Genomic DNA, 19541 nt, shown 5'->3' with positions numbered 1-19541 from the left:
GTCCTATCCGGTTGATTCGAGAATACGCGACCGGCGCGCTGGAGCCCAGAGATCTGTGCCCGGCTCAGCGGATGCCCGGCGTGCGTGGGTCGGTGCCGATGCATCCCAGGATGACGCAGCCCGGTGGCGAATCCGCGAACGGGGCCTTCGGAGTCTCGCCGAGGCAGTCGAGGAAGTTGCAGCCGGGGTAGGCGTACGGGCCGACGCCGAGGGTGCCGAAGAAAGCGTCGGGCCGGGCGATCATCGGGTCGGTGACGCTCACATCGGGACGCTCCCGATACGGACCCGGGTCAGGGATCTGCTGGTCGCGGAACGCGGAGACGAGTGTGCGCATCACGTCGTGGGTGTAGGTGGTCGAACTGCCCACCGTGGCCACGCCGGTCCAGTTCAGCACCATGCCGAGGCTGGGCACGATGAAACTGTCGTTGCGCAGCATGCCCGACATCTTCACCGCGTCGTCGGGCAGTCCGGGGAACTCGAGGCGGCACGGTGCGCCGTTGATCACGAACAGGAAGCCGTAGCAGGGCATGCTCGGCGACGGTGATACCGCCGCGCGCATGTAGTCCTCGGAGATCACCTGCTGGGAGTTCCAGCGGCCCCGATTACCCACGAGCAGACCGAGTTTCGCGAAGTCGTCCGGCGGCAGGATCAAATGCGCGTGGCCGTAGGTGTTTCCGGCGCGGTCGCGGGCCCAGTAGTAGTCACTGCGGGCAATGCCCAACGGGTCGAACAACTTTCGCTGGGCGAAGGCCTGGAAATCCTCGCCGACCGCCTGCTGGACCACATAGACCAGCAGGTCGACCGCGCGCTGGCTGTAGCGGAACATCGTGCCCTGCGGGCGTTCGATCGGCATCGCGAGTGCTTGGGCGACGACATTGGGATCGAGTTGCGCCAGCCCCGTCGCGCCCTCGGCGGCGACGGCGACCTCCATGCCGGAGGACTCGTTGAGCAGATTGCGTACGGTGATCCCCCGGTGCGCGGCGTCGCCGAGACCAGGCGGCAGATAGCGGCCGATCGGCTCGTCGATCCGCAGCAGCCCCTCGTCGACGGCCGCCCCGGCGACGAGCGCGACGACGCTCTTGGTCCCGCTCCACAGATTCCACGCCACCCCGCCGGATTCGGCGTTGCGCGGGCCGGTCGCGATCAGGCAGTTGTTGCGATACAGCTGGATGTTGAACCGGGTGACATCGGTGGCCCGCGCCATCGCGGTGGCCAGCACGCCGGGGTCGAGCGCGGCTTCGGCCGGTGTCGCGGACTGCGGTGTGCGGCCGGTGGTGACCTCACACTGCTTCGCGGTGACCGGGTCGGCCTTCGCCGGGCTCGGGAGCCCTGCCCCCGAAATCAGGGTCACTGCGGTAATCATCGCTGCTACAATGTATTTCAGATAGCCCTGCACGAAACCCTCCAGGTGGTATGTCCGGAGGGGAATCGTGAACGAGCACGTTCTTGTTACGCGGAATCAGCTGCCGTAGGGCGTGCACACCCCGATCGCGATGTCTTTGGACGTGTTGAAAATGTCGATCACACCGTTGAGTTCGTCGGTGGGCGCCCTGCGTTCGAGGGTGTCGGCGAGGGTGTTGGTCTTCTCGATGTAGTCACGCAGCGGCACCGACAGATCGGGGATCACATCGGCGGTGATCCTGCGGTCGAGATCCTTGGCGCTGTTGCGCAGGGTGGTGACCGCGTCCGTGGCCTTGGCATCGGCGTCGGGCGCCTGATCGTTGGAGGCCGCGATGTAGGCGTTGAACGAGGTGACCGAGGTCTTGTTGGCCGACCGCAGGCCGTCGCACGCCGTGTCGTTGGCCGCCTCGATCTTCGCCGCCCGCGACGACGATGCCGCCGCCGACGACGCCGCCACCTCGGAGGTATACGAGGCTAGCTCGCCCTGATTGACCTCGGCGGTACCCGGTACCTGCTTGGAGCAGGCGCCGATGAAGATCACTCCGGTCGCGGTGGCCGCGAGCGCGGTCCCGAGTCCCAGCCGTTCCAGTACTCGCATTTCTCTCTCCTGCCTCGAGATCGCAGGCACCGGTTGGGCCGGAGCCGAACATATCGACCGTACTGGCTACTTCCGGGTGACGTCAGGTCGCGGGGGCGATTTCGCTGACGAACTTCAGACGCGGCGCCGGGCGTGTCGTGCCCGGCGCCGCACCCGATCAGTTCTGTCCGAGCATGCCGCGCATGGTGGCGATCTCAGCCTCTTGGTCGGCCATGATCTTCGTCGCGAGCTGCCGCGATTGCGGATTCACGCCGCCGCTCAGCTCGGTCTCGGCCATCGCGACGGCGCCCTCGTGGTGGGCGATCATCATCTCCAGCCACTGCCGGTCGAAATCGGCGCCGTTCGCGGCTTGCAGACTGCTCATCTGCGCGTCGGTCATCATGCCGGGCATATCGTGCCCGCCGTGTCCTTCGGTCGCGCTCGGCGCGGGTTCGCCGAAACCGGCGAGCAGGTCGGTGATCTGCTGCATCTCCGGCGCCTGCGCCTTCTCCACCTGGGCGGCCAGCGCGATGAGCTGCTGGTTCTGGGTGTGGCTCGGCACCATCTTCGCCATCTCGACGGCCTGCGCGTGGTGTGGGTACATCATCTGCAGGAAGCTGACGTCGGCATCGTTGAATTCGGTGCCGGCGGCAGCGCTGGTCGTCGTGGTGGTGGTGGTGGAGTGCTCGGCGGTGTGGGTGGCGGTGGTGCTGTCGTCGCTGCAACCGGCCGCGAGCAAGACGGTGGCGGCCGCGGCGACGAGGACGTGGGTACGGCTGATGGACATGGTGATCCTCCTGGGGATTCGGGTGAGGTGTCGAAACTGGCGAGGCACGAGAAGTGCCGCGCCTGTCAGATCCGCAGAATCGCCAGTTGGGAAAGGGTGAGGACGGTCCAAGGTGGTGGGCGCCTCCGCCTGCCGCGCCAGATTCGAGGGGTGCGCCGGGCGGCCTCGGCGGTGTCACCGAGGCGGTAGAGCAGGACCAGGGTCAGTGCGATGGCGAGTGCGGCAAGGACGAAAACGCAGGCGTGGACGGCGGCGTGCTCATCGCAGCCTGCCGCGCCGCACCCCGCATGTGGGTCGGACGGAGCTGCGATGGGGTGTGTCGAGTCGGTCGGCGCGGGTAGCTGTGGGTGGTCCGGCGGTGCCACCGATACTTCCGGAGCAGAGCTGTGGGCACTGTCGGACGCGTGGGCGGTGCCGAATACCGCGGAGTGCATGGCCACGATTCCGACCAGCAGCATCAGCACGGCGAGCGCCCTGGCAATGCCGGGTGCTCGCGCGGGCGGATGCTGGTCCATCACGGCGGCCAGTCTAGCGATCGCTATCGCGATACCGGGTAGGGGTAGGGGTTACGGGGTGGCGATGTCGACGACCAGGCGTGGGGGATCGGCCATGGTGGTGACAGCGAAGGGCGGCTGATCGGCGTCGATGCCGATGAACGACTGGGTGACGCCCTCGTAGACCAGCTTCTTGTAGACCCCGGTGATGGTCGGTGTGCCCGGGTCGGTCACCGGATCGGGCCCGGCGAACGGGGCGACGGTCGAGTCGAACGGATACGCGGAGCCGAGAATGCGCACCTCGAGAATCGCGCGGCCCGCCACGTCGACGGTCTTGCCGCTGCCGTCCTGCACCGCGCGGTCGGTGTAGGCCACCTGCCAGCCGGGAGCCCCGGTGCCACCGAGAGCGAAGACCACGCGGTCGAAGCCGGGCTGTCGGCCGATCCGGATATCGCTGACGGTGAGCGCCGCACCCGCGGAGGCCGCACCGGACTTGGGGCCCGCATCGGTGGGCACCTCGCCGGTGGCGTCGGCGAAGGTGCTGGTGGTGCTCGTTGTCGTCGTCGTTGTCGCGGCCGGTGCGTCGTCGGAGCCGCAGCCGGACACCGAAACCGCGGCCGCGGCGATCAGCACGAACACGAGAGCGTTGCGCATGGGGCCGATGGTACGCAGGGACGGCGGCGTGGTGGGCGAAGGAGCGCGGGGTGTGTTCGGGCTACGGAAAGTTTGCTGATGACTTCCAAATGGGAGCGGTTCCGGTCGATGCGCGCAGGTCGGGGCCACGATTTTCGGTGAACGCGTACCAGTTCGGTAGTTAGCGCCACCTGCGGTGATCGGCTGCGGTGCGGGTGGGCCGGTGATCGTGGCCGACGCATTGGGGAGCAATGGAATTCGTGCGATCGGCGAATTCGCCGACGATCTGCAAGGGCATCGCAAATCGATGGAACCCGTTATCGCTCAGGGAAATACATCCCACGACGCCCCGTTGCGAGTCACCCCGACGGCCGTTACCGGGCCCGGATGTGACGGTGGGGCAACGATCTAGCACACTTGCCGGGTGGACAGTGTTGAGGACGTATTCGATCGACTACGCCGGTATCCGGATGTGGAGGCGCCGAACCTCTATGCCGTCGACGCCGCCGACCGACTGATCCTCGACACGGCCGCGGACGTCCTCGCGGCCGCTGGTAGCGGTGAGGTTGCGGTGATCGGCGACGCGTACGGCGCGCTCACCCTCGGGATTGCCGCGCAGCACGGACTCGGCGGCATTCGCGTGCACCAGGACCTGATCACCGGTGAATCGGCGCTGGCAGCCAATGCCAAGACCCTCGGGCTCACCGACCGCTATACCGCCCACGCCCTCGACGCCGACCTGCTCACCGGCGCGCGCGTGGTCCTGATGCGGTTGCCGCGGATGCTGTCGGGTGTCGCCGAGATCGCCGAGGCCATCGCCCGCTACGCCGCCCCCGATGTGGTGGTGTTCGCGGGCGGCCGCGACAAGTACCTCACCCCGGCCATGAACGAAGTGCTCGCCGAATCTTTCGCGCAGGTCAGGGCGGGCCGGGGCCGGCAGAAGTCGCGCGTGCTGATGGTCGGCGAGCCGCTGCCGGTGGGCGAATCCCGGTTCCCCGTGCGCGAGCACGTCATCGAGATCGACGGTGATGTCGTCGCGTTCGGCGCCGCGTTCTCGGGATCGCGCCTCGACATCGGCACCCGGTTCCTGCTCGAGCACATGGACCGGATGAAGCCCGACGCGCGCGATGCCGTCGATCTCGGTTGTGGCACCGGCATTCTCGCGGTCGCGCTGGCGAAATCACGTCCACACATCCGGGTGGTCGGCACCGACCAGTCGGCCGCCGCCGTCGCCTCGGCCAGGGCAACCGCCGAGGCCAACGGTGTCGCCGACCGGGTCACGGTGGTGCGCGACGACGCCATGTCCTCGGCCGCCGACAACAGCGCCGACCTGGTGCTGTGCAATCCGCCGTTCCATGTCGGCGCGGCCGTGCACACCGGTTCGGCGATCAAGATGTTCGTCGAGACCGGGCGGGTGCTGCGGCCCGGCGGCGAGTTGTGGACGGTGTACAACTCGCACTTGAACTATCGCGGCGTGGTGGAGCGGATGGTCGGCCGCACCGATGTGATCGGCCGGAACCAGAAGTTCACGGTCACGCGGTCCGTTCGTGGTCTGCGCGACGTACAACGATAGGGCGACCCGAAAGCGGTAGAGTCCGATTTGTCCGAACGGGCGGGCGGTGTGGTCATGGACCGGATCGCTGGGAACTTTGTCCGATCGTGGCGCGTTGAACAGGGCAGTTGGAGCTGTGCCGCGCCGCAGGCGTACAGCGACTCGTATCTCCAAGAAAGGCGCACGGTGCGTACCTCATCGAATCCGGTGTTCAAGAACCTTCCCCGCCAGGAGGGTGTCGGCGGTTACGCGAACTTCGGTTCGGGCGTAGCCGGCGCGGGCCAGGTCGGCAACCAGCAGTACGGCGAATACGGCCAGCAGTACGGCCAGCAATTCCAGCAGGCCCCCGCCACTCGCGCGATGACCATCGACGACGTGGTCACCAAGACCGGCATCACCCTCGCGGTGCTCACGGTCTCGGCGATCGTCTCCTTCGCGCTGTCGAGTGCCAACCCTTCGCTGGCGCCGCTGTTCGTCATCGGCGGCGGCATCATCGGCCTGGTGCTGGTCCTGATCGCGACCTTCGGTCGCAAGATGGACAACCCGGCCATCGTCCTGGCCTACGCGGCCTTCGAAGGCCTGTTCCTCGGCGCGCTGTCGCTGATGTTCACCGACGTCACCTTCGGCGGCGTGGGTGGTAGCGCCCTGATCGGCCAGGCGGTGCTCGGCACGTTCGGCGTGTTCTTCGGCATGCTGGTCGTCTACAAAACCGGCGCCATCCGCGTGACCCCGCGCTTCACCCGCATGCTGATCGGTGCGATGGTCGGCGTGCTGGTGCTGATGGTCGGCAACCTGATCGCGAGCTTCTTCACCGACGGCGGCTTCGGCCTGCGCGACGGCGGCCCGCTGGCGATCGTGTTCAGCCTGGTCTGCATCGCCATCGCCGCGTTCAGCTTCCTGCTGGACTTCGACGCCGCCGACCAGCTGATCCGCGCCCAGGCCCCCGAAAAGGCCGCCTGGGGCGTCGCCCTCGGCCTCACCATCACCCTGGTCTGGCTCTACATCGAGATCCTCCGCCTGCTGAGCTACTTCCAGCGCGACTGATAGAAGACACAAAAGCGGCCCACCTCATCGAGGTGGGCCGCTTTTTTGGTCTACCTATCTCAGCTCAGACGCTCGATGACGAGCGCCATGCCCTGGCCGCCGCCGACGCACATGGTCTCCACGCCGAACTGCTTGTCGTAGGTCTGCAGGTTGTTCAGCAGGGTGGTGGTGATGCGGGCACCGGTCATGCCGAACGGGTGGCCCAGCGCGATCGCGCCGCCGGAGACGTTGAGCTTGTCCTCGTCGATCTTCAGCTCACGCGCCGAGCCGAGCACCTGCACGGCGAAGGCCTCGTTGATCTCGAACAGGTCGATGTCGGAGACCGACTTGCCCGCGATCGCCAGCGCGCGCTTGACGGCCTCGACCGGGCCGAGGCCCATGATCTCGGGCGACAGGCCGGACACACCGGTGGAGACGATGCGGGCCAGCGGGGTCAGGCCCAGCTCCTTGGCCTTGGTGTCGCTCATGATGACCAGCGCCGCGGCGCCGTCGTTGAGCGCGCAGCAGTTACCGGCGGTGATGGTGCCGTCGGGACGGAACACCGGCTTGAGCTGGCTGACCGCCTCGTAGGTGACGCCGGCGCGCGGGCCGTCGTCCTTGCTCACGATCGTGCCGTCGGGCAGGGTCACCGGGGTGATCTCCCGCTCGAAGAACCCCGACTTGATGGCCTCTTCGGCACGGTTCTGCGAGCGCACGCCCCAGCGGTCCTGGTCCTCGCGCGAGATGCCGGTCAGCGACGCGACGTTCTCGGCGGTCTGGCCCATCGCGATGTAGGCGTCGGGGAGCAGGCCGTCCTGGCGCGGGTCGTGCCACACACCGGCGCCACCTTCGGCGGCCTTGGCGGTACGGGCGACGGCCTCGTCGAAAATGGTGTTCCTGGTATCGGGTGAGCTGTCGGCCGAGCCACGGGCGTAGCGCGAGACGGTCTCCACGCCTGCGGAGATGAATACGTCACCCTCGCCTGCCTTGATCGCGTGGAAGGCCATCCGGGTGGTCTGTACCGACGACGCACAATAGCGCTGCACGGTGGTGCCGGGGACGACATCGAGGCCGAGCTCGATGGCGATCATGCGGCCCATACCGAAGCCACCCTCGCCGGCGGGGGAGCCGGTGCCAAGGATGATGTCGTCGATCTGCGTCGGATCCAGCGAAGGCACCTTGGCCAGCGCGGCACGAACCATCTGCGTGGTCAGGTCGTCCGGGCGCATTCCCGCCAATGACCCCTTGACGGCACGGCCGATCGGGGAACGGGCGGTGCTGACGATAACGGCCTCGGGCATGAGGACTCCTTTTCGCGTTGTTCGACGTGAACGGCTGTTTACATGCCGGTCAATTCTCGAATCTACGTCTCCAGCTGCGCGACGGGAAGGGCAGGGCGGTCGCGCACCTGCGCGATCAGCACGGGAAGCAGCTGCGCGGCGGCCAATTCGTAGCCTGCCGCGGAAGGGTGGAATCCGTCGGTGGCGAACAGGATTTCGGGTGCGGCCCGGAACTCGGAGGCGACCAGCGGCGAACCCATCGGCACAGCGATGCCGCCCGCGATCGTGGTGGCGACCGTCTGCGCCTTGGCCAGCCGCACGCTCCAGTTCGCGACGATCGTACGCAGCGGTTGCTGGATAGCGGTGACGGTACCCAGGTTGGGGCAGGTGCCGACCACCACCAGCGCGTCGGCCTCGCGCAGCCGCGACACCGCAGCCGCGAGCCTGCGTGCCGAGGCCCGGATGGAGTGCTTCTTGGTGATGTCGTTGGCGCCGACCAGGATCACTGCCGCGTCCGGCGGCGGGCCCGCGACGAACATCGCGTCGACCTGTCCGGCCAGGCCCTTCGATGTAGCGCCGGAGATGGCCTTGGTACTCAACCGGATCCGCATGCCGGTGGCCTCGGCCAACCCGCGAGCCAACCGCACGCCCGGCACATCGGCGGCACCGAGGCAGCCGAGCCCGGCAGCGGTGGAGTCGCCGAAGATCATCAGGTGCAGGTCGACCGGTGTCGTCTTGCGCCACGGCTCGGGAATGATGGCGCCCGGCGCGTACACGCCGTCGGCCTCGGGCGGCTTGGAGGTGTCGCGGCCGATCACCGCGCGCGCCGCACCCGCCTGTGTCATCAGCAATCGATACGTCGCCCAGGAGACGGTCCCGGCGCTCGATCCGGCGAGCACCGTCGTCGCTCCGGTAACGACCGCGGTCCGCCAGCTGATTCGAGGTGCGCTCACATTCGAAAATTCTACGACGCCGAGTCCTGCGTACGGAGATGTCGACCACTTGCGGCCTGGTGGGCGCCCCTCCGCCGGGCATCGAGCGCAAGTGCTCGGCTACCCTCGGCACCATGCGCATCGCGGATCATGTCGTCGATCTCATCGGCAACACCCCCCTTGTTCGGCTGAACTCGGTGGTCGGCTCCAACGCGGGCCTGGTGGCCGCGAAGGTCGAATACCTGAACCCGGGCGGCAGCTCCAAGGACCGGATCGCGGTCAAGATGATCGACGCCGCCGAGCAGGACGGACTGCTGAAGCCGGGCGGCACGATCGTCGAGCCGACCTCGGGTAATACCGGTGTCGGCCTGGCGCTGGTCGCCCAGCAGCGCGGGTACAAGTGCGTGTTCGTGTGCCCGGACAAGGTCAGCGAGGACAAGCGCAACGTGTTGCGTGCCTACGGCGCCGAGGTCGTGGTCTGCCCGACCGCCGTGCCGCCGGAGCACCCCGACAGCTACTACAACGTCTCCGATCGCCTGGTCCGCGAGATCGAAGGGGCCTGGAAGCCCAACCAGTACTCCAACCCGGGCGGACCCGACAGCCACTACGAGACCACCGGTCCCGAGATCTGGGCCGACACCGAGGGCAAGATCACCCACTTCGTCGCGGGCGTCGGCACCGGCGGCACCATCTCCGGCACCGGCCGCTACCTCAAGGAAGTCTCCGGCGGCACGGTCAAGATCATCGGCGCCGACCCGGAGGGTTCGGTGTACTCCGGCGGCACCGGTCGCCCGTACTTGGTCGAGGGCGTCGGCGAGGACTTCTGGCCCACCGCCTACGACGCGTCGATCCCCGACGAGATCATCGCGGTCTCCGACGCGGATTCCTTCGAGATGACCCGGCGCCTCGCTCGCGAGGAGGGCCTGCTGGTCGGCGGTTCCTGCGGCATGGCCGTGGTCGCCGCGATCGAGGTCGCACGCCGCGATCCCGACGCCGTGGTGGTCGTGCTGCTGCCAGACGGTGGCCGCGGCTACCTGTCGAAGATCTTCAACGACAAGTGGATGAGCTCCTACGGCTTCCTCCGGACTCCTCTGGAGGCCGGCCCCGAACCGCTGGTCGGCGACGTGCTGCGCGGCAAGTCCGGCGGCCTGCCCGACCTGGTGCACACCCACCCGTCGGAAACCCTGCGCGACGCCATCGAGATCCTGCGCGAGTACGGCGTCTCCCAGATGCCCGTCGTCGGCGCCGAGCCCCCGGTCATGGCCGGTGAGGTAGCGGGCAGCGTCACCGAGCGCGACCTGCTCTCGGCCGTCTTCGAGGGCCGCGCCAACCTCACCGACTCCGTCGCCCAGCACATGAGCCCGTCCTTCCCGCTGATCGGTTCCGGCGAACCCATCTCCACCGCCACCAAGGCCCTGTCGGATTCCGACGCCCTGATGGTCGTCGAAGACGGCAAGCCCGTCGGCGTCATCACCCGCCACGACCTACTCGGTTTCCTGAGCACCGGCAGGATCTGAGGCTCGATGCGCTGCGGGCGCGGTGCGGATGTCGGCGCCGAGTCCCTTGTTCGCCGCGGCGGTCCGGATCGCGTCCACCACCAGGAGCAGCGCGGCTCGGCCCGCCGAGTTGGTGCGGTAGGCCAGTGACACGGTCCGGGTGAGGGCGTCGCCGAGCGCGACGATATCCACCCCGGGTGGGCGCAACGCCAAGCCCAGATCCGAGACCAGCGTGACGCCGAGTCCGGCCGCGACCATCGACATCGCGGTCGCCTGCTCCTCCAGCTCGTGGTCGATGCGCGGCCGGAGTCCGGCGGACTGGAACGCCAGCCGCGCCGCGTGCCCGAAGTGCGACCGGGCGGGCGCGATGATCCACGGATGCTCGGACAACTCGGCGAGGGTCACGCTGGCCGCGGGCACCGCGCCGGCGGGGACGGCGGCGTGGATCCGTTCGACCCCGATGACTGCCCGCTCCAGGCCACGGTCCCAGGTCATCGGATAGTTCGAGTAGTCGAGAACGAACGACAGGTCGAGCGTGCCGTCACGGACGGCGGCGGCCGTCGACTCCGGCGCGAGTTCGGTGGTGCGCACCAAGATGCCAGGATGCGAGGCGGCGAGGGTGGTGAGCGCGTCGGGGAGCAGGCCGGAGGCCACCGACGCCCACACCCCGGCGGTGATCTTCGCGGTCACCGAACCGCCCGCTTCCTCCAGCGCCTGGGTCGCGCGCTCGACCGAGGCCAGGATCTCTTCGGCGTGCTCGGCGAGCACGATCCCGAGATCGGTGAGCTGCACTCGGCGCCCGCGTCGTTCGAACAGCCGGGTGCCCGCGTCGCGTTCGAGCTGGGCGAGCTGTTGGGAAACCGCCGACGCGGTGTAGTGCAGGGCGGCCGCGGCGGCCGTGATGGTGCCGCGTCGGTGTAGTTCGCGCAGCATTCGCAGGCGGGCCAGAGACAGCTCCATAGCTCCGAGCGTATGCACTGTGCAGGAACCGTGAAGGGTGCGGTGAACGAACCGTAAATAGACGCGCGGCCATGGCGGCCCGCACGCTTGGTGCTACCGGGACGACGAGGTCCGCCACGGGCGATCACGACGAACGAGGAGGTGGGCACCATGACGATGCTGAACCCGAGCGGAGGGACGCCGCAGGTGACATCGCATACCGTCGCCGCACCCACGGACCCGGCCGTCACTCCCGCGATCCGTCGCGGCGAGCCGTATATGCGTCTGCACTGGACGGATTCGCTCACCGACGCGGTCGGCTACCTCGTCGTCCACACCCTGCGCGGCGGCCTGGCCACCGGCGGCACCCGGATGCGGGCCGGTTGCACCCTGGGCGAGGTCGAGGATCTGGCGCGCGGCATGGCCAACAAGACCGCCACGTTCGACCTGCCGATCGGCGGCGCCAAGGGCGGGATCGACTTCGATCCCAAGGACCCGCGCGCCGTCGAAGTACTGCGGCGATTCTGCGAGGCGATGCGCCCGTGGCTCGACGCGCATTGGGTGACCGCCGAAGACCTGGGGGTTCCGCAGCACCTGATCGACGAGGTCTTCGAACAACTCGACCTCGACCAGAGCTATCACGCCGCGATCCGGCGCTCCGCCGACCCGGCCGCGACGCTGGAGCGGGTCCGCAACGGACTCAACGCCGCGGTCGACGGCGGCTTCCTGCTCGGTGACGTCATCGGCGGGTACGGCGTCGCACACGCCTGCCTCGCCACGGCGGTGCAGTGGGGGCAGGCACCTGCCCAGACGACGGCCGCGATCCAGGGCGTCGGCACGATGGGCGGGGCGGCGGCCTACTACCTGTACGAGGCCGGGATGAAGATCACCGCGGTAGCCGATGCCGCGGGCACGCTGTCCTGCGCCGATGGGCTCGACATCCCGGCGCTGCTGGATCTGCGCGACGGCTACGGCGAGATCGACCGGTCCCGCCTGCCCGCGGGCATCGAGCAGCTGCCGCGCAACGCCGTTATCGCCGCCGACGTCGATATCCTTGTGCCAGCGGCGATCTCGTATACGATCACGCCCGACAACTCGTACGACATCCGGGCGCACGTCATCGTCGAAGCCGCGAACGCCGCCACCACACCGGAAGCCGAAGCCATGCTCGCCGCCCGCGGCATCCCGGTCCTGCCAGACTTCGTCGCCAACGCGGGCGCGGTGGCGTGGGCGTGGTGGTTGCTGCTCGGCGAAGTGGACGACACCCCGGACACGTCGTTCGACCGGCTCCGCGTCACCATGCACGACAAGGTCGCACAGCTGCTCACCGCCTGGGCCGACGAAGGGGTCACTCCGCGCGAGGTCGGCCACCGCTGGGCAGCCGACCCCGCACCGCTCACCGGGCCGGTCGTCATTCCCTGAGATCCTGCTGCCTTTCGCAAACAGCAGGCAGCTCGTTCAGGGGGTGAGCATCGAGTGCAACTCCACCCACTGATTCGGGTGGACATAGGCCACCACAGTGTCGTGGGCGATGCCGGCGGTGGCCAGTGCTTCGTCCACGCCGTGGTAGCGGGTGTGCAGGGAAGCGCGGACTGTGCCGCCTATTCCCGAGAAGGCGGTTCGGACCAGCTCCGTGTAGGAATTGCGTTGGGAGACAAGGGGTGCTGTTCGCCGGGCGATCCGCAGGATCGCGGAGTCGACCGATGGGATCGGGCGGAAGCTGCCGCGGGGTACCTGCCCGCGCAGTTCCCAGCTGAACCACGGCCAGGTTGTCGCGGTCAGCAGGCTCCAGCGGCCGTAGTCGCCGGTGCGTTTGCGGGCGTATTCGCGTTGGGTGAGCAGCGTTGCCGAGGTCAGGGCCGGTGCGGTCAGGCACCAGTCGACGATGTCGGCGGTCACCGAGAACGGGATGTTCCCCACCACGGCGAATGGCTCGCGGGGAGCCTTGGCCTTGGTGAAATCGCCGCGTACGACGCGGATTCCGTTCTCGGAACGCGTTTGCGCCGAGAGCTTGGCCGCGAGCAGCGGATCGATCTCGTACGCGGTGACCTGTGCGCCCCGGCGAGCCAGGGCATGCGTGAGAATCCCTTCGCCCGCACCGGGTTCGAGAACCGTGCCCGCCGGATCGGCCACCGCCACGATCGAGTCGACGGCGGCACGGTCCACCAGAAAGTTCTGGGACAGTGTCCTTCTCGCGTGGTCACGGGCGGTCCGACCGCCACTCTTACCGGTGACCTTGCGCTGAGTGTGTGAGTAGTTTCGGTGTGCAAAATCCTGCGCCACGGCAGTGTGCCCCTTCGGGTCTTCGAGTCGAATGCAATCTCGAAGGGCCCTTGGCGCGCCGGTGGACGCCGATGAAGTTATCCGCGTCCGCTAGCGGGCCAGAGCCCGGCTGTAGCGGAGACGAATGAAGTAGTGGCACGACATGCGACCAACTCTAGGAAGCGGTCGAACGGCGGGCAACCGAATTTCGGTACGACGGGTGTGGCCCCGATCGGTACCGCGCCGGACCGGCGCCGATCGGATCGCCGATCGGCCCAGCGCGCCTCGATCACGCGTGGCGAGAGCGGGACCTCCCCTGTGATCGGGGGATATTGTGCCGCTGACCGGCCGTGAGCAAATTTATCGCTACTTCACCGATTCGATGAGAATTACCTGGGTAAACACCACGAACAGGTGCATCGGCAATCAGCCGCACTGATCGGAAAGCGAAAGGACAGGCCGTGGATACCTCCGTCATTGCGATAGATTTCCAGCAGGGCTTGACCGATGCGTGGAGTTCGGTCGCGCAGTTCGTCCCCAAAGCGGTGGCATTCATCGCCATTCTTCTGGTTGGCTGGATCATCGCGAAGGTGGTCGCCAAGATCGTGAACGCAGTGCTGGAGCGCGTCGGATTCGACCGGCTGGTCGAACGCGGCGATCTGCGGAAAATGCTGTCCCGCAGTAAATATGACGCCTCCGACATTATCGCCAAGATCGCCTATTACGCGATTTTGCTGATCGCGCTGCAGATCGGTTTCGCGGTGTTCGGGCCGAACCCGGTCAGCGCGCTGCTCACCAGCATCGTGGCTTGGTTGCCGAGGGCGGCGATCGCGATCGTGATCGTGGTGATCGCGGCGGCCATCGCCCACGCGGTGAGCGACCTGATCTCCAATGTGCTCGGCGGGCTGTCCTACGGGAAGATGCTCGGCCGGATCGCGGCGGTGTTCATCTGGGGTATCGGCATCATCGCCGCGCTGAACCAGATCGGCGTCGCGACCTCGGTGACCACCCCGATCCTGATCGCCGTGCTCGCCACCATCGGCGGCATCATGGTGGTCGGCATCGGTGGCGGCCTGGTCAGGCCCATGGAGCAGCGCTGGAACAACTGGCTCGGCAATCTGGAATCGGAGATGCCCGCGATGAAGGGGCATGCTCAGGCATACCAGCGTGGACGCGAGGATGCCATGCGTCAGGGCGAGCAGGTGTCGCCGACCGTGGAGCAGGGTCGGCAGGCGTGGGTGACGCCGGGAGCGAGCTACCCGGAAGGCCAGCCGGGCTGGGGTGGCGAAACAGCCAGGTAACCGACGGAGACCGGCGCACCGTCACCTTCGGGTGGCGGTGCGCCGGTGTCGTGCGGTGTCAGTCGGCGGCGTACGCGCACACCGCGGCAAGGCGTAACTGCAGCCAGTCGGCCTCGTGCCAGTTGCCCGGCGCGCCCGCGAAGAATCCGTCGGCCCGCTCGGCGAAATGGTCGAGGAGCCCCTGGACATAGCCTGCGAGCAGAATGGTGAGGGGCACTTTGGCCGAATCGTCGACGCCGAGGGTGAGAATGTCACGCACCGCGGCAGCGTGCTGGTCCAGCTGGGCCGACAGCGCGGGCACCGCTGCGGCGACGGCGGCCGCTGGCGCTCCGAACTCGGTGTTCAGCTGATGCAATTGTCGTTGCGCCGAAAGTTCGAGCAACGCGGGAGCTGGCGCAAACATTGCAATATGGTACCAATCTGTTCATCGTTGATGAAATTGGATTGTTTCAAGATCAATGGCGTAACCGGGCGAATCCGGCGCAATATCAGCGCGCTCGATCGAATTCCGTTGAGCGCAACCATGGTCGCGGTCCGGGTGTCCTGCTGGACTGTCGAACATGGGCAGCGAACGTCGGAAATTGAAGACCGTCACCGGGGTCAGCGGGTCACGTGGTGTGTACGCCGCGGCACTAGATCCGACCCGCTCCACGCTCGATGAGGCGGTGCGGATCGCGCGGATCGCCCAGGACAACAAGATCGGCGCGATCTTCGCGGCCGACCTGCTCAGCTTCGGCGCCCAGGGGGCGATCGGCGCACAGGAACCACTGATCCAGCTCGCCGCCCTCGGCGCGGTGACCACCGATGCCGGCCTGATCGCGACCGTCTCGACGACGTTCCATCACCCCTATAACCTGGCCAGGCTCTTCGGCACGCTCGACCACATCAGCAACGGCCGCGCGGCCTGGAACGTGGTGACCTCCTCGCTGGGCGAGGAGAACTACGGTGACCGTGATCTGCCGAGCCCGGAGGAGCGCTACGCGCGCGCCACCGAATCCATCGAAGTGGTCAACGCGCTGTTCGACAGCTGGCAGCCGGGTGCGCTGCGGCCCGACGGTGCGGGGGGTGCGGTACTGGACGAATCGCTCGTGCGGCCGATCGACCACGCCGGACGGTATTTCTCGGTGCGCGGGCCGCTGAACATCCCGCCGTTGCCGCAGGGCAGGCCGGTGCAGTTCCAGGCCGGTCAGTCCGCGGGTGGCGTCGAGCTCGGCGCGCGATTCGCGGAGGTGGTGTTCACCTCGCTGCCCACGCTCGAGGACGCGATCATCTACACGAAGAAGATCCGCACCCGAGCCGCCGCCTTGGGCAGGCCGGACGGGCTTCCGCTCATCTTCAGTTCTTTCCACGCCACCTACGGCGCGACGGAGGAGGAAGCCCACAGGTTGGTTCGCGAGGCCGCCGAAGCCACCGATTTCGAGGCAGGGCGCCGTCAGCTGGCCGACATGCTTGGTGGCGCCATCGACCTGTCCGACCTGCCCCTGGACAAGCCCATCCCGGAAACCCTGCTACCGCAATTGGATTCGGTACACCGGCGCCGCGGTCGGGTCGAGATCTTCGGCAAGCTCGCCGCCTCCGGCGCGACCCTGCGCGAGCTCGTCATCGCCGCCAAGGACACCGGACACTGGGCCGTCGCGGGCACACCCGAACAGTTGGCCGACGCGATCGAGCAGCGCTATCGGGCGAATGTGCTCGACGTGATCTCCCTCGGCGGTCTCACCGACGAGCGCACCCACGATTTCGTGGTCAATGGTCTGCTGCCAGAGCTGCGTCGCAGGAATCTGCTCGATACCGACTATCTGGGCCGGACCTACCGGGAGAACCTGGAACTGCCCGCGCCGACCGGTTCGACGAGGGCGTAGCCGACGAGATGTGATCGATACCGCGGAGTTGCGTGAACCGGGCGCCCGATGGACTCTGAATGGGTATAACCGTTCCGAGACAACTTTCGGCAAACCCGCTCGGCGAGCGAGAGGATCCGCAGTGCAGGTTACCGACCCGGCCGTTCAGCTGTTCGGCATGAGCGCGGTAATCGCCACCAGCGCAGGGTATTCGGCTCAGACGAGGATCGCCGGTGCCTGGCGCCGGTCGCCCTACGCGCCGTTGCTCGGTCGACTCGCCGCCGCGATCTTCTGGGGTTGCGGCAGTGTGGCTGGTCTGACCGTGCTCGGCATCCCCACAGCGATCACCGTGCCCATCGCGCTGACTGTGTTCACGGTAGTGATCGTGATGCTCGCCGCGGCCTTCGCCGGCGGCATGATCAGGCCCGCGCCGAGGCCGGGCCTGTCGGCCGGTACCTGACCTACCGGAACGCGTTGGCGTCGGTGAGCGCCTTGCCGATCACCAGCTGGTGCACCTCGGCGGTGCCCTCGTAGGTCAGCACCGACTCCAGGTTGTTCGCGTGCCGCAGGACCGGGTAGTCGAGGGTGATTCCGTTGGCGCCCATGATGGTTCGGCATTCGCGAGCGATCTTGATGGCCTCACGGGTGCTGTTCAGCTTGCCCACGCTGATCTGCTCGCCGGTGATCTCGTGACGATCCTTCAGCCGGCCCAGGTGCAGCGCGAGCAACTGTCCCTTGCCGAGTTCGAGCGCCATATCGGCCAGTTTGGCCTGGGTGAGCTGGTAGCCCGCCAGCGGCTTGTCGAACACCGCACGGGTGCGGGCGTAGTCGATCGCCGCGCTCAGGCAGTCGCGCGCGGCGCCGAGCGCACCGAAGATGATGCCGAACCGCGCTTCGCTCAAACAGGCCAGCGGCGAACTGAGCCCGTGTGATTCGGGCAGCACCGCATCGGCGGGCAAGCGCACGTCGTCGAAATCCAGTGCGGCGGTGATCGATGCGCGCAGCGACAGCTTGCGGTGGATCTCGCGAGTGGTGAAACCCGGTGTGCCAGAGGGCACCAGGAAGCCACGCACCCGCGGCTTGTCCGCGCCGGGCTCCTCCGCCTTGGCCCAGACCACGGCGATATCGGCCACCGACCCGTTGGTGATCCACATCTTGGACCCGTTCAGAATCCAGTCGTCACCGTCGCGGCGCGCCCGCGTGCGCATCCCGCCGGGATTGGATCCGAAGTCGGGTTCGGTGAGCCCGAAGCACCCGATCACCTCACCGGCCGCCATCGCGGGCAGGTACTGCTGCTTCTGCTCCTCGGATCCGAAGAAGTGAATGGCCGCCATCGCGAGGGAGCCCTGCACCGACACCATGCTGCGCACCCCGGAGTCGACGGCTTCGAGCTCCTGGCAGGCGAGCCCGTAGGCGGTGGCCGACGCGCCCGCGCAGCCGTAGCCGTCCAGGTGCATGCCGAGCAGCCCGAGCTTGCCCAGTTCCGGCGCGATCTCGCGGGCCGGGAACGTGCCTTCCTCGAACCAGTCGGCAAGGTGCGGCCGCAGCCTGCGTTCTCCGAATCGCGCCACCGTGTCGCGGATTTCGCGCTCCTCCTGCGACAGCAACGGATCGATGGCGAACAACTCTTCGACGGTGACCATGCCGTGAGCTTAACCGCAGTACCGAACCCGAATCCGACACTTCGACCATGTCGAGAACCCCTGCGAAAGCGACCCGAACCGGCCAACTAGTCTGAGGCCATGAGTGAGCTGGGATTCTCCACCAGAGCCGTGCACGCCGGATACGAACCCGATCCTCAGACCGGTGCGGTCAATGTGCCCATCTACGCGAGCTCGACCTTCGCCCAGGACGGCGTCGGCGGCATGCGCGGTGGCTACGAGTACGCGCGCACCGGCAACCCCACCCGCACGGCCTTGGAAGCCAACCTCGCCGCCCTCGAATCGGGCAGCTACGGGCGCGCGTTCGCCTCGGGTATGGCGGCCACCGACTGCGCGCTACGCGCCATGCTGCGCCCGGGTGACCACATCGTCATCCCCGACGACGCCTACGGCGGCACCTTCCGGCTCATCGACAAGGTCTTCAGCCAGTGGGGCATCGAGCACTCGCCCGCCCACATCGCCGACCTCGACGCCGTGCGCGCGGCCATCCGCCCCAACACCAAGCTGGTGTGGATCGAAACCCCGACCAACCCGCTGCTGAGCATCGGTGACATCCCCGCGCTGGCCGATATCGCCCACGAGGCCGACGCGAAGCTGGTCGTGGACAACACGTTCGCCACCCCGTACCTGCAGCAGCCGCTGCTGCTCGGCGCCGATGTGGTCCTGCACTCGACCACCAAGTACCTCGGCGGTCACTCCGATGTCGTCGGCGGCGCGCTGATCACCAACAGCGCCGAGCTCGACAAGGACTTCGCGTTCCTGCAGAACGGCGCGGGCGCGGTGCCCGGCCCGTTCGACGCCTTCCTCACGATGCGCGGCATCAAGACGCTGGCCGTGCGGATGGAAAAGCACTGCGACAACGCCGAGGTCATCGCGGAGTTCCTGACCAACCACCCGGCCATCTCACAGGTCATCTACCCCGGTCTGCCCACCCACCCCGGCTACGAGATCGCGCAGAAGCAGATGCGCCGCAGCGGCGGCATGATCTCGGTGCGCCTGACCGGTGGCCGGGAAGCGGCGCTGAAGTTCTGCTCGCGAACCCAGATCTTCACGCTGGCCGAATCGCTGGGCGGGGTCGAATCGCTCATCGAACACCCCGGTGCGATGACCCACGCGAGCACCGAGGGCTCGGCCCTGGAAGTCCCCGCCGATCTGGTCCGGCTCTCGGTCGGCATCGAAGACATCAGCGATCTCCTTGCTGACGTCGAGCAGGCTCTGAGCTGAGCAGAGGACCCCACACATGACGAAGCGGGCGCATCCCGAGTGCGGGTGGGGGCGCGGTGGGTTGGGGTGTTGGGCGAAGGGGTTAGCCGGGGACCCGGGGGGTAAGGGCCGCCCGGTACCAATAAAAAAAAAAAAAAA

The 19541-nt window shown here is 67.6% G+C and carries 19 protein-coding genes; 8 read left to right on the top strand and 11 right to left on the bottom strand.

Features of this window, described 5'->3' with window-relative positions:
- Nucleotides 1-64 precede the first annotated feature (64 nt).
- From ACFWPK_RS24550 to ACFWPK_RS24530, 5 genes are all read right to left on the bottom strand, one after another.
- Entirely contained in the window at nt 65-1363 is a 1299-nt protein-coding gene (locus ACFWPK_RS24550) for a serine hydrolase domain-containing protein (RefSeq protein WP_378919458.1), read from the bottom strand.
- A 96-nt stretch (nt 1364-1459) separates the two neighbouring features.
- Entirely contained in the window at nt 1460-1999 is a 540-nt protein-coding gene (locus ACFWPK_RS24545) for a hypothetical protein (protein ID WP_378919457.1), read from the bottom strand.
- Between the two features lie 157 nt (nt 2000-2156).
- Complete coding sequence (locus tag ACFWPK_RS24540) at nt 2157-2765, bottom strand: DUF305 domain-containing protein (protein WP_378919455.1); 609 nt, start codon at nt 2763-2765, stop codon at nt 2157-2159.
- A 65-nt stretch (nt 2766-2830) separates the two neighbouring features.
- Complete coding sequence (locus ACFWPK_RS24535; RefSeq protein ID WP_378919588.1) at nt 2831-3280, bottom strand: DUF6153 family protein; 450 nt, start codon at nt 3278-3280, stop codon at nt 2831-2833.
- Nucleotides 3281-3331: 51 nt separating this feature from the next.
- Entirely contained in the window at nt 3332-3913 is a 582-nt protein-coding gene (locus tag ACFWPK_RS24530) for a hypothetical protein (RefSeq protein ID WP_378919453.1), read from the bottom strand.
- A 403-nt stretch (nt 3914-4316) separates the two neighbouring features.
- Here ACFWPK_RS24530 and ACFWPK_RS24525 point away from each other — a divergent pair, with 403 nt between their 5' ends.
- On the top strand, nt 4317-5465 hold the full coding sequence (locus ACFWPK_RS24525; RefSeq protein WP_378919451.1) for a class I SAM-dependent methyltransferase: 1149 nt from the start codon (nt 4317-4319) through the stop codon (nt 5463-5465).
- 165 nt (nt 5466-5630) lie between these two features.
- The gene (locus tag ACFWPK_RS24520) at nt 5631-6488 is read left to right on the top strand and encodes a Bax inhibitor-1/YccA family protein (RefSeq protein ID WP_378919449.1); all 858 of its coding nucleotides are present in this window, start codon (nt 5631-5633) and stop codon (nt 6486-6488) included.
- A gap of 59 nt (nt 6489-6547) precedes the next feature.
- Here ACFWPK_RS24520 and ACFWPK_RS24515 read toward each other — a convergent pair whose 3' ends face one another.
- Together ACFWPK_RS24515 and ACFWPK_RS24510 are read right to left on the bottom strand one after the other, a co-directional pair.
- On the bottom strand, nt 6548-7768 hold the full coding sequence (locus ACFWPK_RS24515) for an acetyl-CoA C-acetyltransferase (protein WP_378919448.1): 1221 nt from the start codon (nt 7766-7768) through the stop codon (nt 6548-6550).
- 62 nt (nt 7769-7830) lie between these two features.
- A complete protein-coding gene (locus ACFWPK_RS24510; RefSeq protein WP_378919447.1) occupies nt 7831-8700 on the bottom strand; it encodes an SGNH/GDSL hydrolase family protein in 870 nt (289 codons plus the stop codon).
- A gap of 113 nt (nt 8701-8813) precedes the next feature.
- Here ACFWPK_RS24510 and ACFWPK_RS24505 point away from each other — a divergent pair, with 113 nt between their 5' ends.
- Nucleotides 8814-10196, top strand: coding sequence for a cystathionine beta-synthase (locus tag ACFWPK_RS24505; RefSeq protein ID WP_378919445.1), 1383 nt, complete (start codon nt 8814-8816; stop codon nt 10194-10196).
- On the opposite strand, the gene ACFWPK_RS24500 is transcribed toward ACFWPK_RS24505, so the two are convergent.
- A complete protein-coding gene (locus tag ACFWPK_RS24500) occupies nt 10164-11135 on the bottom strand; it encodes a LysR substrate-binding domain-containing protein (protein WP_378919443.1) in 972 nt (323 codons plus the stop codon). The two genes, ACFWPK_RS24505 and ACFWPK_RS24500, sit on opposite strands and share 33 nt — an antisense overlap.
- A 150-nt stretch (nt 11136-11285) precedes the next feature.
- Between ACFWPK_RS24500 and ACFWPK_RS24495 the strand changes: the two genes are divergently transcribed.
- Nucleotides 11286-12536, top strand: coding sequence for a Glu/Leu/Phe/Val dehydrogenase dimerization domain-containing protein (locus ACFWPK_RS24495; RefSeq protein ID WP_378919441.1), 1251 nt, complete (start codon nt 11286-11288; stop codon nt 12534-12536).
- Nucleotides 12537-12572: 36 nt separating this feature from the next.
- On the opposite strand, the gene erm is transcribed toward ACFWPK_RS24495, so the two are convergent.
- The gene (gene erm / locus ACFWPK_RS24490; RefSeq protein WP_378919440.1) at nt 12573-13397 is read right to left on the bottom strand and encodes an ErmE/ErmH/ErmO/ErmR family 23S rRNA (adenine(2058)-N(6))-methyltransferase; all 825 of its coding nucleotides are present in this window, start codon (nt 13395-13397) and stop codon (nt 12573-12575) included.
- Between the two features lie 440 nt (nt 13398-13837).
- On the opposite strand from erm, the gene ACFWPK_RS24485 reads away from it, so the two are divergent.
- Nucleotides 13838-14677 carry a hypothetical protein gene (locus tag ACFWPK_RS24485; RefSeq protein WP_378919438.1) on the top strand — a complete coding sequence of 280 codons (840 nt, stop codon included), beginning with the start codon at nt 13838-13840 and terminating at the stop codon, nt 14675-14677.
- A gap of 58 nt (nt 14678-14735) precedes the next feature.
- On the opposite strand, the gene ACFWPK_RS24480 is transcribed toward ACFWPK_RS24485, so the two are convergent.
- Nucleotides 14736-15080, bottom strand: coding sequence for a DUF6401 family natural product biosynthesis protein (locus ACFWPK_RS24480; RefSeq protein ID WP_378919436.1), 345 nt, complete (start codon nt 15078-15080; stop codon nt 14736-14738).
- Nucleotides 15081-15237: 157 nt separating this feature from the next.
- Between ACFWPK_RS24480 and ACFWPK_RS24475 the strand changes: the two genes are divergently transcribed.
- Nucleotides 15238-16539: an NtaA/DmoA family FMN-dependent monooxygenase gene (locus ACFWPK_RS24475; protein ID WP_378919434.1), complete on the top strand. Its 1302-nt coding sequence runs from the start codon at nt 15238-15240 to the stop codon at nt 16537-16539.
- Between the two features lie 121 nt (nt 16540-16660).
- The gene (locus ACFWPK_RS24470; RefSeq protein ID WP_378919432.1) at nt 16661-16978 is read left to right on the top strand and encodes a hypothetical protein; all 318 of its coding nucleotides are present in this window, start codon (nt 16661-16663) and stop codon (nt 16976-16978) included.
- Nucleotide 16979: 1 nt separating this feature from the next.
- Here ACFWPK_RS24470 and ACFWPK_RS24465 read toward each other — a convergent pair whose 3' ends face one another.
- Nucleotides 16980-18161 carry an acyl-CoA dehydrogenase family protein gene (locus ACFWPK_RS24465; RefSeq protein ID WP_378919430.1) on the bottom strand — a complete coding sequence of 394 codons (1182 nt, stop codon included), beginning with the start codon at nt 18159-18161 and terminating at the stop codon, nt 16980-16982.
- 99 nt (nt 18162-18260) lie between these two features.
- Here ACFWPK_RS24465 and ACFWPK_RS24460 point away from each other — a divergent pair, with 99 nt between their 5' ends.
- A complete protein-coding gene (locus ACFWPK_RS24460) occupies nt 18261-19403 on the top strand; it encodes a cystathionine gamma-synthase (RefSeq protein WP_378919428.1) in 1143 nt (380 codons plus the stop codon).
- Nucleotides 19404-19541 lie beyond the last annotated feature (138 nt).

The organism is Nocardia sp. NPDC058519 (assembly GCF_042719755.1).
In the GTDB taxonomy this organism is placed as follows: domain Bacteria; phylum Actinomycetota; class Actinomycetes; order Mycobacteriales; family Mycobacteriaceae; genus Nocardia.
This window is presented reverse-complemented; position numbering and strand designations above follow the sequence as displayed.